Annotated in this window: 16 protein-coding genes; 8 read left to right on the top strand and 8 right to left on the bottom strand. The window is 63.4% G+C overall.

What is annotated here, in order from left to right:
- Positions 1–29: 29 nt before the first annotated feature.
- The 6 genes from ACZYR5_RS06545 to pilG are packed head-to-tail and all read right to left on the bottom strand — an operon-like array spanning position 30 to position 9,847.
- The gene (locus tag ACZYR5_RS06545; protein ID WP_489088659.1) at positions 30–485 is read right to left on the bottom strand and encodes a chemotaxis protein CheW; all 456 of its coding nucleotides are present in this window, start codon (positions 483–485) and stop codon (positions 30–32) included.
- On the bottom strand, positions 478–6,342 hold the full coding sequence (locus ACZYR5_RS06540) for an Hpt domain-containing protein (protein ID WP_489088660.1): 5,865 nt from the start codon (positions 6,340–6,342) through the stop codon (positions 478–480). Before ACZYR5_RS06540 ends, ACZYR5_RS06545 begins: the two co-directional genes overlap by 8 nt.
- Positions 6,343–6,367: 25 nt before the next feature.
- On the bottom strand, positions 6,368–8,428 hold the full coding sequence (locus ACZYR5_RS06535) for a methyl-accepting chemotaxis protein (protein ID WP_489088661.1): 2,061 nt from the start codon (positions 8,426–8,428) through the stop codon (positions 6,368–6,370).
- 44 nt (positions 8,429–8,472) lie between these two features.
- Positions 8,473–9,009, bottom strand: a complete 537-nt coding sequence (locus ACZYR5_RS06530) for a chemotaxis protein CheW (protein WP_489088662.1) — start codon at positions 9,007–9,009, stop codon at positions 8,473–8,475.
- 10 nt (positions 9,010–9,019) lie between these two features.
- Complete coding sequence (gene pilH / locus ACZYR5_RS06525; protein WP_489088663.1) at positions 9,020–9,385, bottom strand: twitching motility response regulator PilH; 366 nt, start codon at positions 9,383–9,385, stop codon at positions 9,020–9,022.
- A gap of 57 nt (positions 9,386–9,442) precedes the next feature.
- Positions 9,443–9,847 carry a twitching motility response regulator PilG gene (pilG, locus tag ACZYR5_RS06520; RefSeq protein WP_489088664.1) on the bottom strand — a complete coding sequence of 135 codons (405 nt, stop codon included), beginning with the start codon at positions 9,845–9,847 and terminating at the stop codon, positions 9,443–9,445.
- 249 nt (positions 9,848–10,096) lie between these two features.
- Between pilG and gshB the strand changes: the two genes are divergently transcribed.
- The 7 genes from gshB to ACZYR5_RS06485 all read left to right on the top strand — a co-directional run bounded on the left by gshB (position 10,097) and on the right by ACZYR5_RS06485 (position 16,151).
- A complete protein-coding gene (gene gshB, locus ACZYR5_RS06515) occupies positions 10,097–11,050 on the top strand; it encodes a glutathione synthase (protein ID WP_489088665.1) in 954 nt (317 codons plus the stop codon).
- A 77-nt stretch (positions 11,051–11,127) separates the two neighbouring features.
- On the top strand, positions 11,128–12,027 hold the full coding sequence (locus ACZYR5_RS06510) for an energy transducer TonB (RefSeq protein ID WP_489088666.1): 900 nt from the start codon (positions 11,128–11,130) through the stop codon (positions 12,025–12,027).
- A 221-nt stretch (positions 12,028–12,248) separates the two neighbouring features.
- A complete protein-coding gene (locus tag ACZYR5_RS06505; RefSeq protein WP_489088667.1) occupies positions 12,249–12,821 on the top strand; it encodes a YqgE/AlgH family protein in 573 nt (190 codons plus the stop codon).
- The gene (ruvX, locus tag ACZYR5_RS06500; protein WP_489088668.1) at positions 12,821–13,258 is read left to right on the top strand and encodes a Holliday junction resolvase RuvX; all 438 of its coding nucleotides are present in this window, start codon (positions 12,821–12,823) and stop codon (positions 13,256–13,258) included. The genes ACZYR5_RS06505 and ruvX overlap by 1 nt, the downstream gene beginning before the upstream one ends.
- 89 nt (positions 13,259–13,347) lie before the next feature.
- Positions 13,348–13,851: a bifunctional pyr operon transcriptional regulator/uracil phosphoribosyltransferase PyrR gene (pyrR, locus tag ACZYR5_RS06495; RefSeq protein ID WP_489088669.1), complete on the top strand. Its 504-nt coding sequence runs from the start codon at positions 13,348–13,350 to the stop codon at positions 13,849–13,851.
- A 27-nt stretch (positions 13,852–13,878) separates the two neighbouring features.
- Positions 13,879–14,883: an aspartate carbamoyltransferase catalytic subunit gene (locus tag ACZYR5_RS06490; protein WP_027617012.1), complete on the top strand. Its 1,005-nt coding sequence runs from the start codon at positions 13,879–13,881 to the stop codon at positions 14,881–14,883.
- The gene (locus tag ACZYR5_RS06485) at positions 14,880–16,151 is read left to right on the top strand and encodes a dihydroorotase (protein WP_489088670.1); all 1,272 of its coding nucleotides are present in this window, start codon (positions 14,880–14,882) and stop codon (positions 16,149–16,151) included. Before ACZYR5_RS06490 ends, ACZYR5_RS06485 begins: the two co-directional genes overlap by 4 nt.
- A gap of 112 nt (positions 16,152–16,263) precedes the next feature.
- On the opposite strand, the gene ACZYR5_RS06480 is transcribed toward ACZYR5_RS06485, so the two are convergent.
- Complete coding sequence (locus ACZYR5_RS06480; protein WP_489088671.1) at positions 16,264–16,695, bottom strand: NINE protein; 432 nt, start codon at positions 16,693–16,695, stop codon at positions 16,264–16,266.
- A gap of 251 nt (positions 16,696–16,946) precedes the next feature.
- On the opposite strand from ACZYR5_RS06480, the gene ACZYR5_RS06475 reads away from it, so the two are divergent.
- Entirely contained in the window at positions 16,947–17,567 is a 621-nt protein-coding gene (locus ACZYR5_RS06475; RefSeq protein ID WP_489088672.1) for a C40 family peptidase, read from the top strand.
- Between the two features lie 43 nt (positions 17,568–17,610).
- On the opposite strand, the gene ACZYR5_RS06470 is transcribed toward ACZYR5_RS06475, so the two are convergent.
- The gene (locus tag ACZYR5_RS06470; RefSeq protein ID WP_489088673.1) at positions 17,611–18,645 is read right to left on the bottom strand and encodes a type IV pilus twitching motility protein PilT; all 1,035 of its coding nucleotides are present in this window, start codon (positions 18,643–18,645) and stop codon (positions 17,611–17,613) included.
- Positions 18,646–18,654 lie beyond the last annotated feature (9 nt).

The following is an 18,654-nucleotide window of genomic DNA, read 5'->3' as shown; positions in this document are numbered from 1 at the left end:
AAGCCTCCCGTCAGGTTTGCTTGCTTGAATCAGACCAGCCCGGCCTCCACCAGTCGCTGTTCCAGCGCCAGCAGGTCGGGAATCTTCGCTACCTGTTCGGCCACTTGCACCGCCGCTTGTTCCAATCCGCAAAGCGCAACGTCGACATAACTCAACTGACTGTCGAGCTTGCACGAGCGCGGGATGCCCTGGACCAGCAGCGCCATGAACTTGAGGTCCGGCCGGCCACCGAGGGCGTTGAGCACGACGATGCGCGCGCGGTCGCCGATCACGGTCTTGCCGCCGCAGGCCGACTCGAAACTGAGCAACGGGATCTGCCGGTTGCGCCAGTTGACCCGCCCCAGGTACCAGGGCGGCGAATCCATGTCGAAGCTCCCGGGTTGGTAATCGATCAGTTCGGCTACGGCCACGTTGGGCAGGATCAGGGTGCGGTCAGCCAGGGGCAGGAGCAGCCCGGTGAGCTGGCGGGTGCGATGTTCAAGCATGGGTTTTGCTCCACAAGGCGATGCTCTCGAGCAACACCGACTCCTGATACGGCTTGCCGAGGTAGTCATTGACGCCGATGGCCATGGCCCGGTCGCGGTGTTTCTGCCCGGTACGCGAGGTGATCATGATGATCGGCAGGTGTTGCAGGCGTGGGTCATTGCGCACCTGGGTGGCCACTTCAAAGCCGTCCATGCGCGGCATCTCGATGTCCAGCAGCATCAGGTCGGGCATGTGTTCTTCCAGCAACAACATGGCATCCACACCGTCCTTGGCCGTGAGCACGCTCATGCCATGGCGCTCCAGCAAGCGGCTGGTGACCTTGCGCACGGTGACCGAATCGTCGACCACCAGCACCAGCATCGAACGCTGCGGTTGTGCCTCGCCAGCGTGCGGCAGCTGCGTCGGCAAGCGCACCTGCATCGCCCGCAGCGGCGCCAGCAGATCGAGAATCAGCACCACCCGGCCGTCGCCGAGAATGGTCGCCCCGGACAAGCCCTGCACCGCCGCAAATTGCGGGCCGAGGCTTTTCACCACGATCTCGCGGGTGCCCAGCATCGCGTCTACCTGCACGGCAATGTGCCGCTCGTTGCACTGCACCAGCAGCACCGGCAACGCCTGGCTCTGCCCCAGCAGCCGCGGGCGAACCGTGGTTTTCAGCAGCTCGCCGAGATGGCACAGCTCGTAGCGCTGACCCGCGTACTGGTACACCGGCGGATCGAGCTGGTAGTAACCCTCCAGCTCGTTGGGCAGCACCCGCACGATGCCTTCGATGGTGTTCAGCGGAATCGCGTACTGCTCATCGGCGCACTGCACCATCAGCGCCCGGTTGACCGAAACGGTGAACGGCAGGCGGATGCGAAAGTGCACGCCCTTGCCCGGAATCGAGTCGATGCTCATCGAGCCGCCGAGTTGCCGCACCTCTTCATGGACCACATCCATGCCGACGCCGCGCCCGGAGATCTGGGTGATTTTCTCGGCGGTGGAGAACCCGGGCTGAAGGATGAACTGCAGCACGTCGCGATCAGTCATGTCGCTCTCGGGCGCCAGCAACCCGCGCTTGATCGCCTTGCGCCGCACCGCTTCAAGCGGCACGCCGGCACCGTCGTCGCGGATGTCGAAAATCATGTCGCCGCCTTCGCGGGACAGGTCCAAGGTGATTCGGCCCTGGCTCGGCTTGCCGGCGGCGCGGCGCACCTCGGCCGACTCCAGGCCGTGGTCGACGGCGTTGCGCAGCATGTGCTCCAGCGGCGCCGCCATGCGCTCGAGGACATTGCGATCCATCTCGCCCTCGGCATTGCCGACCACGAACTCGACGTCCTTGCCCAACTCGCTGGCGACCTGGCGGACGATGCGCTTGAGGCGCGGCAGCATTCGCTCGAACGGCACCATGCGCGTGCGCATCAGGCCTTCCTGCAGCTCGGTGTTGATCCGCCCCTGCTGCTGCAACAGGTTCTGTGCATCGAGGTTGCGCCGCTCAAGGGTTTCCTTGAGGTCGAGCAAGTCCGAGGCCGATTCGAACAAGGCACGGGACAACTGTTGCTGCTGGGAATGGCGATCCATCTCCAGCGGGTCGAATTCTTCATAACCCAGGCGCTCGGCTTCGACCTGCTGACGACTGAGAATCCGCCCCTGGGTCTCGGTATCGAGCCGGCGCAGTTGGTCGCGCATCCGCTCGAGGGTGGTTTCCATCTCGCTCAAGGTCACCTGGGCATCGTTGACCTGCTGCTCGACCCGTCCGCGAATGATCGAGGTTTCCGCCGCCAGGTTGACCAAATCATCCAGCAGTTCGGCCGAGACCTTGACCATGTCCGCGCCAATCTCGGCGGGCGCAGCAGCCGGCTCGGGCTTGCCCGGCGTCGCATCGGGTAGCGCATCGACCAGCGCAGGCGCCTGCTCGAGGGTGCTCGGGTGACTGAAGCCCCTGATCGCCTCGATCAGATTTTCGGCTGCTGCCACAGGCTGGCCGGCGCGGGTGGCATCGAGCATCTGTGCCAGGCGATCGTGGCTGCGTTGCAGCAGGCCGAACAACGCAGGGGTGGCTTGCAGCAGCCCACTTGACAGCGCTTCGTAGAGAAATTCCAGCTCATGGGCCAGGTCGCCAATCGGCGCGATTTCGACCATCCGCGCACCGCCCTTGAGGGTGTGCAAATCGCGCAGCAGGGTTTCCATTTCCTGGCGGTTGTGCGGATCGGCTTGCCAGCGGGTCAGCGCCGCGCCGGAACTGTCGATAATGTCGAAACCTTCCTCGAGGAAGATCTCCAGCAATTCCGGATCGTGGCTGGCGGTGTCGCCGCTCGGCATGGGTTCATTCGGTTCGGCGTTGCCGGCCAGGCCCTGGCGCCACTGCGCGATGGCTTCGATCAGGGCGCTGCAATCGTCCAGCGGCTGATGCCGTTGCAACTGTTCAAGCAATTGCGCGAGGCGATCATGGCTGTGCTGCAGCAACAGGCCCAGTTCGGCGCTGTGGCTCAGGCGCCGATCGACCAGGGCCTCATATAGGCTTTCCAGCTCGTGGGCCAGGTCGCCCACCGGGCCGACTTCAGCCATCCGTGCACCGCCCTTGAGCGTATGCAGGTCGCGCTGCAGGGCTGACAGCGGCGCCGGGTTCTGCGGCTCATTGAGCCAGCGCTGCAGGGCCTGGCCCGAGCTTTCGAGGATGTCCACCGCCTCCTCGAGGAAGATCTCGACCATTTCCTCGTCGGCGCTCAACGGCGTCGGCGAGGATTGCCCCAGTTCGGCGGTGACACTGCTCAACTCGGTGATGCTCAGGCTGCGGCTGCCATCGCTGCGGATCAGGCCCATGGCTGCCGGGTCGAGCCCCTCATCAAGCAAATCGCGCAGGGCCCGCACGCGCTGCGGCTGATGGCTGACCTCCTGGCCGGCCGCCAGTTGGTCGAGCATGTTGATCAGGTCTTCGTGGGCAGCTTGCGCCTGCTCGAAGAAGCGCTCGCTGACAGCCAGGCTGCTTTCTTCAACGGCACCATAGAGATCGAGCAGCGCCTCGCAGAGCTCATCGACCGGGTGCAGGTCGGCCAGGTGCGCGCTTTCCCCCAGGGTGGTCAGTTCATCGAGCAGCGCGCTGAGTTCCTGACGCTCGCCGGGATGCTCCTGCCAACGCTGCAGCAGGCTTTCGGCATCGAGCAGGATGTCCATGCCCTGAGCCAGGAAGTTGTTGATCAGTTGCGGGTCGCGCTTGCTCCGTACGCCGCTGTCTGGCGCATTGTTGGCCGCCTCAAGGCGCTCGGCGAGCAGGCGCTGGAGGCGGCCGATCAATTCGCCGGCACCCTCGATGTGCAGCAGCGGGTCGTCCTGCAAGTGTTCGAGGCCACGGCGCAGCAAGACCCAGGCTTCGTGCAGCAACTCGACTTCATCCAGATCGAGGGGCAGCAGGTGCGCCTTGTACTCACGCGCCAGTTGGTCCAGCGGCGCCGCCAGTTGGGCAATCGCCAGCACCCCTGCCACCGAGGCGCTGCCCTTGAGCGTATGCAGGGCACGCTGCAACTCATCGCTGGCCTGCAACGGCACATGCTCAGCGGCTTGATCGAGGAAACGCTTGAGGCTGTTGAGATGGGTCTGTGCTTCGTTGCGGAAAATCTCCAGCAACTGCCGATCGGCCGCCATGCTGTCCGGCGCTGCCGGCAACGCTTCACCGCGGGCCAGCGCGTGGGCGCTGGCGGCCAGGTGGTCGACGTCCTGGCGCTGACGCTGGCGGTTGCCGGCGAATTCGTGCGCCAGTTGCGGCAGCACCTGCAACACCCGGTCGAGCAACTGGTGAACCTGCGGGCTCGGCTCGACGCTGTGCTCGAGGATCCGGTTGAGCAGGTTTTCCACGGCCCACGCCAGTTCCGCCAACACCAGCGCGCGCACCATCCGTCCGCTGCCCTTCAAGGTATGGAAGGCTCGGCGCAGTTCGCCGAGCACCGAACGGCTCTCGGGGCTGGCGATCCAGCGCGGCAGGTACTCGCGCAGAATCTCGAGGACCTCGTCGGTCTCCTCGAGGAACACTTCGCGCAGCTCGTCATCCACCGGTTCTTCATCGGCCGGTGGCGGCAGCAGGCTTTCGGGGCTGACGATTGCCGGCGGGTTGACCGCCGACAGCGGACTGGCCAGGGCCTCGGCCAGCGCTTGCAGATCCTGTGGGTCTTGTGGGGCCGCCTTGTGGACCGCGACCGGCACTTCGCGGGGCAGATAACCGAGCGCCGCCAGGCTCTGCTCAGCGACGTCGAGGACCTGCTCGCCGAGGTTCTGCGGGTCTTCGTTCAAGCGCTCCAGGTAGTACTCGATGCTGGTGATGGCGTCGGCCAGGTTATCCAGTTGATGCCAATCCGGCGGCGTGCGGTCGCCCAGCAAGTGCTCGCCAATGTAGTCATTGCAGGCTTCCAGCAGGCTTGCCGCGCGGTTCAGCGGAATCATCGCCAGCGCACCGCGCACCTGGGTCAGCAGTTCCGGCAGCAGCAACAACGGCTGGCGATCCCAGTCACTGTCGATGTATTCGACGATCATGTCCTTGGCCTGTTGCAGGCACAGGCGCGCTTCCTTGATCACGATCTGGTGGATCTCGGTCAGGTCGGTGGTCGGCAGCCGGCTTTCTTCGCGGCTTTCCTCGACAATCCCGACCATCCCGGCCAGGTTTGCCTCGACGTACAGCAAGGCTCCGGCAACATCCATCAGGATCGCGTCATTGGGTTCGCGCTGCCCCTGGGCCAGGCTCTGCACCACCGCCAGCTGATCGATGATCACCTTGCGCGGCTGGCCGAAACCGAGCACTGCCAGGGTGTCGGCGATTTGCCGCAGCGGCGCCAGCAGGCTGTCGAGGTCCGCGGTGTGCTGGCGGTCGCTGCGCACGAACAGGTCGAGCCGCTCCTTGACTCGCACCAACTCTTCACACAGCGCCGCCAGCACCGAGCGCATGGCGTCGCGGTCGGGTCCGGCCAGGCGCGCACGCTCGGCGTCCAGCAGTGCGCTGTCGGGCAACGCGTCATCCAGTCCAAAACGATCTTTCATGGTTTGCATCCGGGCACTGGGGTATTGGGCCTTGGCGATATAAAACAACAGGCTCTTGAGCAACTCGGCCGGAGCCGGTTGATTGATCCCGGGTATGCCCTGCTCTTGCAGGCGCTTGAGTTCCTTGTCGGCATCCTTGAACAGACTGCGCAGGGCCGGACTGTTGGCGATGGCGCCGCTGCTCATGCCTTCGACCAGCGCCGCGGCGACCTGCCACAGCGGGCTGAGCGGCGCATCGCCGGACAGCCTTTCCAGCCCTGCAAAAACCTTGGCCAGATAGCCGTAATGGGTATCGTCCTCCTGCTCGCGGAGCAAGCCGGCGAGACCCATCTGCAGCATTTGCCGCAGCTTGCGCAGCACATTCGGCCAATCGTCGGGGGCCAGCTGTTGCAGTTGTGCCTCATCCAGCGCCGGCAGGCTGGGCAGTTGCGGGCTGAACAGGCTGGTTTCCGCCAGCAGGCCTTCGCCGCGCGCGCTGCGCAGATCGTTGATCAGCGGCAGGACCACCAGCGGCAGGTCGCGCCGGGCGCTTTGCACCCGATCGAGGTAGGTCGGTAACTGGCTGAGGGCTTGTTGCAGCAGGCGGATGGCTTCGTCGCGGTGAGCCACGGTGCCCTTTTGCAGGGCCGCAGCCAGGTGCTCCATTTCTTCGGCCAGCAGGGCGGCGCCGTAGAACTCGACCATCTGCAAACTGCCGTGGACCTGATGGATACCGGCCAGGCAGCGGTCGAGCTCGTGCAACGCCTGCGGGTCCTCGATCAGATTATCGAGGGCGAAGTAGGCCTGCTTCAGCGTTTCGGCAATTTCACCCTTGACCCATTCGAGGGCCACATAGTCGTGCCGATCACCCATAACCACTCCAGTCAAAGTCGCGCATTCAGCCCTTTTCAGCCCCGCGCGCCGGCGCCGCCGGCAGGGTAAAACCGGACACCGAGCGACGCAGCTGGCTGGCCATTTTTGCCAGGTTGCCAATGCTCTCGGCGGTGGCCGTGGAGCCCGACGAGGTTTGCGTGGTGATCTGCTGGATCACGTTCATCGTCAGGGAAATCTGACCTGCCGAAGAGGTCTGTTGTTGCGCCGCGTTGGAAATACTCTGGATCAACGCCGCGAGGGTTTTCGACACGCCTTCGATTTCTTCCAGGGCCACCCCGGCATCCTGCGCCAGTCGCGCGCCACGCACCACCTCGGTGGTGGTCTGCTCCATGGAAATCACCGCTTCATTGGTGTCGGTCTGGATGGCCCGCACCAGGGTCTCGATCTGCCGGGTGGCGGCGGAGGAACGTTCGGCCAGGCGCTGGACCTCGTCGGCCACCACCGCAAAGCCGCGCCCGGCGTCGCCGGCCATCGAAGCCTGGATCGCGGCGTTGAGCGCGAGAATGTTGGTCTGGTCGGCAATGTCGTCGATCAGGCTGACGATGTCGCCGATTTCCTGGGACGACTCGCCCAGGCGTTTGATGCGCTTGGCGGTGTCCTGGATCTGCTCGCGGATGTTGTCCATGCCGTGGATGGTGTTGTGCACCACCTCGTTGCCCTTGTTGGCAATTTCCACCGAGCGCTCGGCCACCGCGGAAGACTCGGCGGCGTTGGCCGAGACCTGGTCGATGGACTGGGCCATTTCGTTGATCGAGGTCGAGGCTTCGGAGATCTGCTGCGCCTGGTGCTCCGAAGCCTGGGCCAGGTGCATCGCCGTGGCCTGGGTTTCCTGCACGGCGGCAGCCACCTGGCCGGCGGTGAGGTTGATGGTGGCGACCAGGTCGCGCAATTGGTCGACCGAATAGTTGATCGAGTCGGCAATGGTCCCGGTGAAGTCTTCGGTCACCGAGGCGGTCACGGTCAGGTCGCCGTCGGCGAGGTCTTCGATTTCGTCGAGCAGGCGCATGATCGCGTTCTGGTTGCGCTCGTTCTTCTCGGCGGTTTCTCGCAGTTGGCGGTTGGTTTCGCGGACCATCACCAGGCCGATCAGGATGATCGAGGCCAACGCCAGCAGGCCCAGCACATAGCCGCCGATGGTATCGGTGGAGCGCCCGCCTACCAGGTTCTCGAAACCGCTGGCCAGGTGCGAGGCTTCCTCGAGCAGGGTTTGCGAGAGGTTGAAAATATTCCCCGCCGACTCACGGACCTTGAACAGTTGCGGCGAGGTTTCAAGGATTTCATCCACCGAGCCGGAGACGAACTGGAACAGCTCGGCAATCTCGGTGAGCCGCGCGCGGGCGTCGCGGTCCTCGACTTCGCTGATTTTCAGCGCCGGATTGCCCTGCAGCATGCCGTTGAGTACCTGGCCGAAGCGCGCTGCGTCACGGCCAAAGACGTCCGCCGCCTGCTGGGCATTTTCGTCGCCGGCCAGCACCGTGTTCACCGCACCGAGAATCCGCTCGGCGAGCAACGATTGTCGCTGGGCCACGGCCACCTGGGCGGCCGGTGCACCGCGCTGCAACAGGATCTCGACGACTTTTTCGTACTCGACCTGCAACTGCGGCACGGTCTCGGCCAGCGTCGCGGCCACCTGGTGCAGCGACAGCACGGTCTGTTCGCTGGACAGGATCGCATCGGTATTTTTCAGCAACCGCTCCCAATCCAGCTGCACCGCGCGCATTTGCGGGCGCACCGCCGCCGGCGCGGGCGGCAGGCCGGTGGCAGGGTCGCCTTTTTTCAGGTAGCTCCAGCGCTGGGCAAAATCATTGCGCGCATCGCTCAGCAACTTGAACGCCGCCGACTTGCCGGCAGCGGCTTCAGTGGCGTTCTTGGCAATGCGCTGGGACAGCACACGCAATTCGCCGGCATGGCCGATGTACTGCTTGTCGTGGGCGGCCTGGGTATTGAGGTAGGCAAAGTTGGCGAATAACAGCACGATGAACACGATCAGGGCAATGAACAGCGCAATGATCTGCGAGCGACTGCGCGTGCCGTCGGTGGAGGTGCCTGCGTTTGCTTTGCTCATCGATTCTCGCCTGTTGATCCACACGCTGCTGCAACCGCCTCGGGTTACAGCGCCACGTCCATGAAGCGTTGGGACTGCGCCAGGGCAAACGGGCTGAACACCTGCCAGCTCTGCTCGCGCTCGAAGCGCCCCTTGATGAAGGCCCCTGCCGGCCCGTCCGGTTCTGCGGCGCCCGCCTGGAAACCAGCCTGATCGAAGTGCTGCATGCCCAGCACCTCATCTACCATCAAGCCGACGAAGACTTCCTGATGCTCGACCACCAACACCCGGCGCTGGCGGCGCTGCGCCGCCAACTCGGCGCCGAGAAAACTGCACAGGTCCAGCACCGGCAACAGCCGCCCGCGCAGGTTGGCCACGCCCCTGACCCACGGCTTGACCCCGGGCAACGAGGTCAGGCGCGGCTCGTGCAGCACTTCACTGACCTCGCCCATGGGCGCCACGTACCAGTGTTCGCCGAGGCGAAAACCGACACCGCTCCAGCCATGATTGCGCAGGGGCCGGGACGGCAGGTCCGCCGCCAGCAACCGGCAGCGCTGGTCGATCTGCAGCAGCAGTTCGAAGGCGGTCAGCGACTCGGCCATGGCGCGGCCGTCAGCCTGCCAGCACGGCGTTCAGGGTCTTGATCAGGGTATCTTCGTCCACCGGTTTGGTCAGGTAGTCGCGAGCGCCCTGGCGTGTGCCCCAGACCTTGTCGGTCTCCTGGTCCTTGGTGGTAATGATGATGACCGGGATGTGCCCGGTCTCGGCGTCCTTGGTCAGTTGCCGGGTGGCCTGGAAGCCGTTGAGACCGGGCATGACGATGTCCATCAGGACCGCGTCGGGTTTTTCCTGGCGGGCCAGGGCCACGCCGTCGGCGCCGTTTTCCGCCTTGAGCACTTCATGGCCGTGCTTTTCCAGCATGCCGGTGAGTTTGTACATTTCAGTCGGCGAGTCATCGACGATCAGAATACGAGCCATGGTCTTCCCCATTCTTGTCGGCGCCGCAGCGGTGGGCCGAGCGTCCTTGTGCGTGTCCTACAACGGCGAATCGGCAGCAAAGCCCGGTACATGGGCGCGGATTGCGTTCAACAATTCGTCCTTGCTGAAGGGCTTGGTCAAAAACTGGTCGGAACCGACGATTCGCCCCTTGGCCTTGTCGAACAGACCGTCCCTTGATGAAAGCATGATCACCGGCGTGGACTTGAACGCACTGTTGTTCTTGATTAAAGCGCAGGTCTGATAACCATCCAGACGCGGCATCATGATGTCGACAAAGATGATCCCCGGATGATTGTCGGCAATCTTGGCCAGGGCATCAAAACCGTCGATGGCGGTGATCACCTCGCAGCCGGCATTGAGCAACATGGTTTCGGCGGTACGGCGAATGGTTTTCGAGTCGTCGATCACCATGACCTTCAAGGCGTTGGAATGCTGTCCCATATCTGCTCTACCATCGCCTGGGCGAATCAATTTGTCCGTTTACACCGGCCCGATGGCTCGAAAGCCTTGAAGTTCAAGGGCCAGCGCAACATGGCAGCCTTTTTAGCACAGTCTCCGAGTGCAATCTATCGAGCGGCTCGCGCGGCGGTTTTTCCTTGACCGGGAACACACTGGGCGCCACTCTGACGCCACTTTTTCAATGCCTTTTCTGCCCCTGAAAAGGCGCTAGCCCATTTCGAGGAAAAACCCATGAGCGTTCGCGTCGGGATTGTCATGGACCCTATCGCCAGCATTTCCTACAAGAAGGATAGCTCGCTGGCCATGCTGCTGGCCGCCCAGGCGCGCGGCTGGGAGCTGTTCTATATGGAACAGCACGATCTGTACCAGGGCGAAGGCGAAGCCCGGGCGCGCATGCGTCCATTGAAGGTGTTTGCCGATCCGCAGAAATGGTTCGAGCTGGGCGAGGAAAGCGACGCGCTGCTCAGCGACCTCGACGTGATCCTGATGCGCAAGGATCCGCCCTTCGACATGGAGTTCGTCTACTCCACCTACCTGCTCGAACAGGCCGAACGCGCTGGCGTGCTGGTGGTCAACAAGCCGCAAAGCCTGCGTGACTGCAATGAAAAGCTGTTCGCCACGCTGTTTCCGCAGTGCACCCCGCCGACCGTGGTCAGCCGCCGTGCCGACGTGCTGCGCGAATTCGCCGCCAAACACGGCGACGTGATTCTCAAGCCGCTGGACGGCATGGGCGGCACCTCGATCTTCCGTCATCGTGCCGGCGACCCGAACCTGTCGGTGATCCTCGAAACCCTGACCGCGCTCGGCACCCAGCAGATCATGGGCCAGGCCTACCTGCCGGCAATCAAGGACGGCGACAAGCGCATCCTGATGATCGACGGCGAGCCGGTGGACTACTGCCTGGCGCGCATCCCTGCCCAGGGCGAAACCCGTGGCAACCTGGCGGCGGGCGGTCGCGGTGAAGCGCGTCCGCTGAGCGACAAGGACCGCTGGATCGCTGCCCAGGTTGGCCCGACCCTGCGTGAAAAGGGCCTGCTGTTCGTCGGCCTCGACGTGATCGGTGAGCACCTGACCGAAATCAACGTCACCAGCCCGACCTGCATTCGCGAGATCGACAATGCGTTTGGCACCAATATTGGTGAAATGTTGATGGCGGCCATCGATCAGAAGCTCAAGGCCCGTTGATATAGAACCCGCAAGGCGAGACCAACATTGCGTTATCATGCGCGGCTTGTGAAAAACGCGATGTTGGTTTCCTTGTCATGACCCTTCCGTCCGATCTGCCTCCCGAACTCGCCCACCGCGGCGTGCGCCCGGCCGATCGCCTCGGTTTTACCCTGTTTCTCGCGGCGCTGATTCACCTGGCGCTGATCCTCGGCCTGGGCTTTACCTTTGTCGAACCCAAGCAGATCAGCAAAACCCTGGAAATCACCCTCGCCACCTTCAAAAGCGAAACCAAGCCGAAAAAGGCCGATTTTCTCGCCCAGGAAAACCAGCAAGGCAGCGGCACCCTGGATAAAAAGGCAGTGCCCAAGACCACCGAAATTGCGCCGTTCCAGGACAACGAGGTGAAAAAAGTCACGCCACCGCCCGCGGCCCCGCCGCCAGTGCCGCAAGCGGCGCCGAAAGCAGCAGTGACCACCGTGGCCCCGGCGCCAAAAAAGGCCGTGACCAAGAAGGAAGAAACCAAGACCCCGCCGACGCCGAAGGCCGCGACGCCGACCTTCGACAGCTCGCAGCTGTCCAGCGACATCGCCAGCCTCGAAGCCGAACTGGCCAAGGAACAACAGCTGTACGCCAAGCGCCCGCGCATCCACCGCCTCAGCGCCGCCTCGACCATGCGTGACAAGGGCGCCTGGTACAAGGATGAGTGGCGCAAGAAGGTCGAGCGGATCGGTAACCTGAACTATCCGGACGAAGCGCGGCGCAAGCAGATCTACGGCAACTTGCGCCTGATGGTCTCGATCAACCGCGACGGCTCGCTGTACGAAGTGCTGGTGCTGGAGTCCTCCGGCCAGCCGTTGCTCGATCAGGCCGCCCAACGCATCGTGCGCCTGGCCGCGCCCTTCGCGCCCTTTACCGGCGACCTGTCGGACATCGACCGCCTGGAAATTATCCGCACCTGGAAATTCGCCCGGGGTGATCGTCTGTCCAGTAATTGACGTCGGCTTCCCGCCCCCCCTGTAGGAGCTGGCTTGCCAGCGAAGAGGCCGCCAGCCCCCCCTATCCATCTATCACCTGACAAAACGCATTCGCGGGCAAGCCCGCTCCTACAATCCAGGGTGCGAGCCGCAAGCAAGTGTTCGGGCCAACAGGCGAATCGGCTCATTCACATCGCATCCCCAGCTTGTCAGTTTGCCCCTCCACCGCCACACTAGCGCACATGAAAAACGTCATCCCCAGCTACCTCAAGCATCACTTCCTGATCGCCATGCCCCATATGGCCGACCCGAACTTTGCGCACACCTTGACCTATATCGTCGAGCACACGGCCAATGGTGCCATGGGACTGGTGGTCAACCGCCCGCAGGACCTGAGCCTGGCGGATATTCTCGAGCAGTTGCGCCCTGACATCGAACCACCTGCCTTGTGCCAGCACGTGCCGATTTTCATCGGCGGGCCGGTGCAAAACGATCGAGGCTTCGTCCTGCACCCCTCGGGCCAGACGTTCCAGGCGACCGTCGATCTGGAAAGCGACCTGTCGTTGTCCACGTCCCAGGACGTGCTGTTTGCCATCGCCGACGGCGTTGGCCCGGCGAAAAGCCTGATCGCCCTCGGTTACGCCGGCTGGGAAGCCGGGCAACTGGAGGCCGAACTGGCCGACAACGCCTGGCTGACTTGCCCGTACGACGCCGACATCCTGTTCAACACCAGCAGCGAACTGCGCCTCGAAGCCGCAGCCAGGCACCTGGGCGTCAACCTCAGCCTGCTGACCAGCCAGGCGGGACACGCCTGATGGCCTTGCGTCTGATCCTCGGCTTCGACTACGGCACCAAACAGATCGGCGTCGCCGTCGGCCAGGTAATCACCGGCCAGGCTCGCGAGCTGTGCACCCTGAAGGCGCAGAACGGGGTTCCCGACTGGAATCAGGTCGAAGCCCTGGTCAAGGAATGGAAGCCCGACGCCGTGGTGGTCGGCCTGCCGCTGAACATGGACGGCACGCCGAGCGAGATGTGCGCCCGTGCCGAAAAATTCGCCCGCCGCCTCAATGGCCGCTTCAACCTGCCGTTCTATACCCATGACGAGCGCCTGACCACGTTCGAGGCCAAGGGCGAACGGCTGCAGCGTGGCGGACAAAAGGGCAGTTACCGCGACAACCCGGTGGACGCCATCGCGGCCGCCCTGTTGTTGCAGGGCTGGCTCGACGAAAACCATCATTTGTTTGAATCCTGAAAAGCGCCGCGGCGCTTTTCTTTTAGCTTAAACCCAGGCTTCCCCGGCTGCGTCCGAGGGCCCGGCCGGGGTCATTCGAAGGAGCAACCATGAGCCTGCCCAATCCCGCCGATCTGATCAGCCAGATGGCGATCCGCCTCAAGGCGCACCTGGCCCAGCGTGATATCAGCGAACCACGCTTTATCGGCATTCGCACCGGCGGTGTCTGGGTCGCTCAAGCCCTGCTCGAAGAGCTGGGCAGCGATGCGCCATTGGGCATTCTCGACGTGTCCTTCTACCGCGATGATTTCAGCCAGAATGGCCTGCACCCGCAAGTTCGCCCTTCGGCCCTGCCGTTCGAGATCGAAGGTCAGCACCTGGTGCTGATCGACGACGTGCTGATGAGCGGTCGGACCATCCGTGCGGCAATGAACGAGCTCTTCGACTACGGCCGCCCCGCCAGCGTGACCCTGGTCTGCCTGCTCGACCTCGATGCCGGCGAATTGCCGATCCGCCCCAATGTGGTCGGCGCGACCCTGGCCCTCGCGGCCCACGAGCGGGTCAAGCTGTCCGGCCCGGAGCTCAAGCTCGAAATGCAAGACCTCGCCCTTTAATCCGCCCTATTGAGAGTCCCCTTCGCGATGACGCCTCCAGATACCAAGCGCCCGCTGCAGCTCAATGATCAGGGTCAGCTGCGCCACTTCCTCTCGCTCGACGGCCTGCGCCGCGAGTTGCTGACGGAAATCCTCGACACCGCCGACTCGTTCCTCGAAGTCGGCGCCCGGGCCGTGAAGAAGGTCCCGTTGCTGCGCGGCAAGACCGTGTGCAACGTGTTCTTCGAGAACTCGACCCGCACCCGCACCACCTTCGAACTGGCGGCCCAGCGGCTGTCGGCGGACGTGATCACCCTCAACGTCTCGACGTCGTCGGCGAGCAAGGGCGAAACCCTGCTCGACACCCTGCGCAACCTCGAAGCCATGGCCGCCGACATGTTCGTCGTGCGCCACGGCGACTCCGGTGCCGCGCACTTCATCGCCGAACATGTCTGCCCACAAGTGGCGATCATCAACGGCGGCGACGGCCGTCACGCGCACCCGACCCAGGGCATGCTCGACATGCTGACCATCCGCCGGCACAAAGGCAGCTTCGAGAACCTTTCGGTGGCGATCGTCGGCGATATCCTGCATTCACGGGTGGCACGCTCGAACATGCTCGCGCTGAAAACCCTGGGTTGCCCGGACATCCGCGTCATTGCGCCGAAAACCCTGCTGCCGATCGGCATCGAGCAATACGGCGTGAAGGTCTACACCGACATGACCGAAGGCCTGAAAGACGTCGACGTGGTGATCATGCTGCGCCTGCAGCGTGAACGCATGACCGGTGGCCTGCTGCCGAGCGAAGGCGAGTTCTATCGCCTGTTCGGCCTGACCACCGCGCGCCTGGCCGGTGCCAAGCCGGATGCCATCGTCATGCACCCGGGACCGATCAACCGGGGCGTGGAGATCGAATCGGCGGTGGCCGATGGTCCGCATTCGGTGATTCTCAATCAGGTGACCTACGGGATCGCCATTCGTATGGCCGTGCTGTCCATGGCCATGAGTGGGCAGACCGCCCAGCGCCAATTCGAGCAGGAGAACGCGCAGTGAAGCTCAGCATCCTCGGCGCCCGCGTCATCGATCCAAGCAGTGGCCTGGATCAAATTACCGACCTTCATATCGAAGCCTGCAAGATCGTCGCCCTGGGCGCCGCACCGGCTGGTTTCGTCGCCGCGCAGACCATCGAGGCCCAGGGCCTGGTGGTCGCCCCCGGCCTGGTCGACCTCAACGTCGCCCTGCGCGAGCCGGGCTACAGCCGCAAAGGCAGCATCGCCAGCGAAACCCGCGCCGCCGCTGCCGGCGGCGTCACCAGCCTGTGCTGCCCACCACAGACCAAACCGGTGCTGGACACCTCGGCCGTTGCCGAACTGATCCTCGACCGCGCCCGCGAAGCCGGCAACGCCAAGGTGTTCCCGATCGGTGCCCTGAGCAAAGGCCTGGACGGCGAGCAACTGGCCGAGCTGGTTGCGTTGCGCGACGCCGGCTGCGTGGCCTTCGGCAATGGCCTGGAGAGCTTCCGCAACAGCCGCACCCTGTGCCGGGCACTGGACTACGCGGCAACCTTCGACCTGACGGTGATCTTCAATTCCCAGGACCACGACCTGGCCGAAGGTGGCCTGGCCCATGAAGGTCCGACCGCCAGCTTCCTCGGCTTGCCGGGGATTCCGGAAACCGCGGAAACCGTGGCCCTGGCCCGGGACCTGCTGCTGGTCGAGCAAACCGGCGTACGTGCACACTTCAGCCAGCTGACCAGCGCCCGTGGCGCCGCACTGATCGCCCAGGCCCAGGCCAAGGGGCTGAAGGTGACCGCCGATGTCGCGCTGTATCAGTTGATCCTCACCGACGAGGCGCTGATCGACTTCAGCAGCCTGTACCACGTGCAACCGCCGCTGCGCACCCGCGCCGACCGCGAAGGCCTGCGCGCTGCGGTGAAGTCCGGGGTGATCCAGGCGATCTCCAGCCATCACCAGCCTCACGAACGCGACGCCAAGCTGGCCCCGTTCGGTGCGACCGAACCGGGCATCAGCAGCGTTGAGTTGCTGCTGCCGCTGGCGATGACCCTGGTGGAAGACGGCTTGCTCGATCTGCCGACCCTGCTCGCCCGTCTGGGCGCCGGCCCTGCAGACGCCCTGCGCCTGCCAGCTGGCAAACTGGCGGTGGGCGCCCCGGCCGACCTCGTGGTATTCGACCCGAACGCCTCAACCGTGGTCGGTGAGAACTGGCTGTCGAAGGGCGAAAACTGCCCGTTCATCGGCCACAGCCTGCCGGGCGTGGTGCGCTACACCCTGGTGGACGGGCGGATCAGTCACCAGGCATAACGCTGTTATTCGTAGGAGCTGGCTTGCCAGCGAAGGCGGTGTGCCTGACACACCGCAGCGCCTAATTCGCCGGCAAGCCGCAAGCGGGAGCCAGCTCCTACAGCGATGCTTTTTACTGGAAAGCACCCCGATTCTGCGCATTGCGCAGCGAAACCTGGTCATTCAACGTCCAGAAGTCATACAGCACGCCCAGGAAGAACAACCCGCCGGTCACCAGGTACAGCAAGCCGCTGATCCATTTGCCCTGGTACATCCGGTGCAGACCGAACACCCCGAGGAAGGTCAGCAGAATCCAGGCCACGTTGTATTCGATTGGCCCAGCGGTGAAACGCAGGTCCGCTTCCCGGTCCATGGCCGGGATCAGGAACAGGTCGATCAACCAGCCAATGCCCAGCAAACCGAAGGTAAAAAACCAGATCGTCCCGGTCACCGGCTTGCCGTAATAGAAGCGGTGAGCGCCGGTAAAACCGAAAATCCACAGCAGGTAGCCAATCACCTTGCTGTGAGTGTCCTGGGGCGAAACATCCTGCCGATAGGTGTTCATGGGTTCCCTCATTTGCCTCGATAGATAAATATTTTTGTGACTTGTGTGACTTTTTTGTGTCGTGCCGACAAGTGGTTCATTTGCCTGACACTTCCCGCAAAGCCCCGTACCGCCTGACTTCTGTCCGACAATCGAGCCAATTTGCCGCAGCCCGAGGGCGATTTGACCCCGGCCAGAATCGACCAACGGCCCCGAAAGTGACAAAAAAGCTGTTATAAAGTTGCGCGCTTCCCCATATAGAGCCCTGCCTAATGCGTCCATTTTTCAAGACATGGCTAACCATTTGCCTTTTATTGCCACTGGCCGCCCACGCCACCAATCGTGAGCAACGTCTTCCGAACGTTAATGGTTACACCCCAAAATCTCATGTTTCTGCCGCTACCAGCAAAAACAAACATGCCGTAAAAGCCCCAGTCCTGAGCAAGAACAACAGCTCGCTGGTGCCACCGATGGCTGCCAAACAGAGCAGCGAAGTGCTGAGCCGCGCGGTGAACGTGCTCGGCACCCCTTATCGTTGGGGCGGCAGCAGTCCAAGTAAAGGCTTCGATTGCAGCGGCCTGGTGAAATACGCCTTCAACGACGTTGCCGCCGTTGACCTGCCGCGCACCTCCAACGCCATGGCTGCGGGCCACGGTGTGAAAGTCGATCGCAAGGACCTCAAGCCCGGCGACCTGATTTTCTTCAACATCAAGAGCCGTCGGGTCAATCACGTGGCCATCTACCTGGGCAACGACCGCTTCATCCACGCCCCGCGGCGCGGCAAGTCGGTGACCATCGACACCCTGAAAAAGCCGTACTGGGAAAAGAACTACGTGGTCGCCAAGCGTGTCCTGCCGAAAGAGCCGAACACCATGCGTATCGTTCAGCGTTGAGCTGACACCGACGAACCGAGGGAGCCTGCTCCCTCGTCTCCTTTCAGAATCCCTCCAGCGAACGCGCGTGTTCGCGCGCATGCTCACGGCTGATCAAGCCCTTGCCAAGCAATGACTTCAGACTCATGTCCAGGGTCTGCATGCCCAATGCCCCTCCCGTCTGAATCGACGAATACAGCTGCGCCACCTTGTCTTCGCGGATCAGATTACGAATCGCCGCCGTACCGAGCATGATCTCGTGCGCCGCCACCCGCCCCCCACCGACCTTTTTCACCAGCACTTGGGACACCACCGCCTGCAACGATTCAGCGAGCATCGAGCGGACCATGGCTTTCTCATCGCCAGGGAAAACATCCACCACCCGGTCAACGGTTTTCGCCGCCGAGCTGGTGTGCAGGGTGCCGAACACCAGGTGCCCGGTCTCGGCGGCGGTCAACGCCAGGCGAATGCTCTCCAGGTCACGCAATTCCCCCACCAGGATCACGTCCGGGTCCTCGCGCAGGGCCGAGCGCAGCGCGGTGGCGAAGCTGTGGGTATCACGTTGTACTTCGCGCTGATTGATCAGGCATTTGCGCGGCTCGTAGATAAATTCGATGGGGTCTTCAATGGTCAGGATGTGCTGATGGTGGTGGCTGTTGAGGTGATCAACCATCGCCGCCAGGGTCGTCGACTTACCGCTGCCGGTCGGCCCGGTCACCAGCACCAGGCCCCTGGGAATCTCGGCAATACGCCGAAACACATCCGCCAGACCCAATTCGGCGAGGCTCGGCACCTGGCTGGCAACCGTGCGGAACACAGCGCCGGGGCCGCGATGCTGGTGAAAGGCGTTGACCCGAAAGCGCGCCACGCCAACTGCTTCAAAGGAAAAATCCAGTTCCAGGGCCTGGGCGAACTGTGTCCGCTGCTGCTCGTTCATGACCCGGTGGATCAGCGCAGTGACCTGGCTGGCATCCTGCGCCGGCACGTTGATCCGCCGCACGTCACCGTCGACCCGAATCATCGGCGGCAAGCCGGTGGACAGGTGCAAGTCCGAAGCGCCTTGCCTGGCGCTGAAAGCCAATAGCTCAGTGATATCCATGGCACCTCT

The organism is Pseudomonas sp. F007, from assembly GCF_057814275.1.
This window is presented reverse-complemented; position numbering and strand designations above follow the sequence as displayed.

Bases quoted from the DNA above. Each gene is read 5' to 3' on its own strand.
- ACZYR5_RS06545 (WP_489088659.1), bottom strand. From the start codon at position 485: ATGCTTGAACATCGCACCCGCCAGCTCACCGGGCTGCTCCTGCCCCTG.
- ACZYR5_RS06540 (WP_489088660.1), bottom strand. From the start codon at position 6,342: ATGGGTGATCGGCACGACTATGTGGCCCTCGAATGGGTCAAGGGTGAA.
- ACZYR5_RS06535 (WP_489088661.1), bottom strand. From the start codon at position 8,428: ATGAGCAAAGCAAACGCAGGCACCTCCACCGACGGCACGCGCAGTCGC.
- ACZYR5_RS06530 (WP_489088662.1), bottom strand. From the start codon at position 9,009: ATGGCCGAGTCGCTGACCGCCTTCGAACTGCTGCTGCAGATCGACCAG.
- pilH (WP_489088663.1), bottom strand. From the start codon at position 9,385: ATGGCTCGTATTCTGATCGTCGATGACTCGCCGACTGAAATGTACAAA.
- pilG (WP_489088664.1), bottom strand. From the start codon at position 9,847: ATGGGACAGCATTCCAACGCCTTGAAGGTCATGGTGATCGACGACTCG.
- gshB (WP_489088665.1), top strand. From the start codon at position 10,097: ATGAGCGTTCGCGTCGGGATTGTCATGGACCCTATCGCCAGCATTTCC.
- ACZYR5_RS06510 (WP_489088666.1), top strand. From the start codon at position 11,128: ATGACCCTTCCGTCCGATCTGCCTCCCGAACTCGCCCACCGCGGCGTG.
- ACZYR5_RS06505 (WP_489088667.1), top strand. From the start codon at position 12,249: ATGAAAAACGTCATCCCCAGCTACCTCAAGCATCACTTCCTGATCGCC.
- ruvX (WP_489088668.1), top strand. From the start codon at position 12,821: ATGGCCTTGCGTCTGATCCTCGGCTTCGACTACGGCACCAAACAGATC.
- pyrR (WP_489088669.1), top strand. From the start codon at position 13,348: ATGAGCCTGCCCAATCCCGCCGATCTGATCAGCCAGATGGCGATCCGC.
- ACZYR5_RS06490 (WP_027617012.1), top strand. From the start codon at position 13,879: ATGACGCCTCCAGATACCAAGCGCCCGCTGCAGCTCAATGATCAGGGT.
- ACZYR5_RS06480 (WP_489088671.1), bottom strand. From the start codon at position 16,695: ATGAACACCTATCGGCAGGATGTTTCGCCCCAGGACACTCACAGCAAG.
- ACZYR5_RS06475 (WP_489088672.1), top strand. From the start codon at position 16,947: ATGCGTCCATTTTTCAAGACATGGCTAACCATTTGCCTTTTATTGCCA.
- ACZYR5_RS06470 (WP_489088673.1), bottom strand. From the start codon at position 18,645: ATGGATATCACTGAGCTATTGGCTTTCAGCGCCAGGCAAGGCGCTTCG.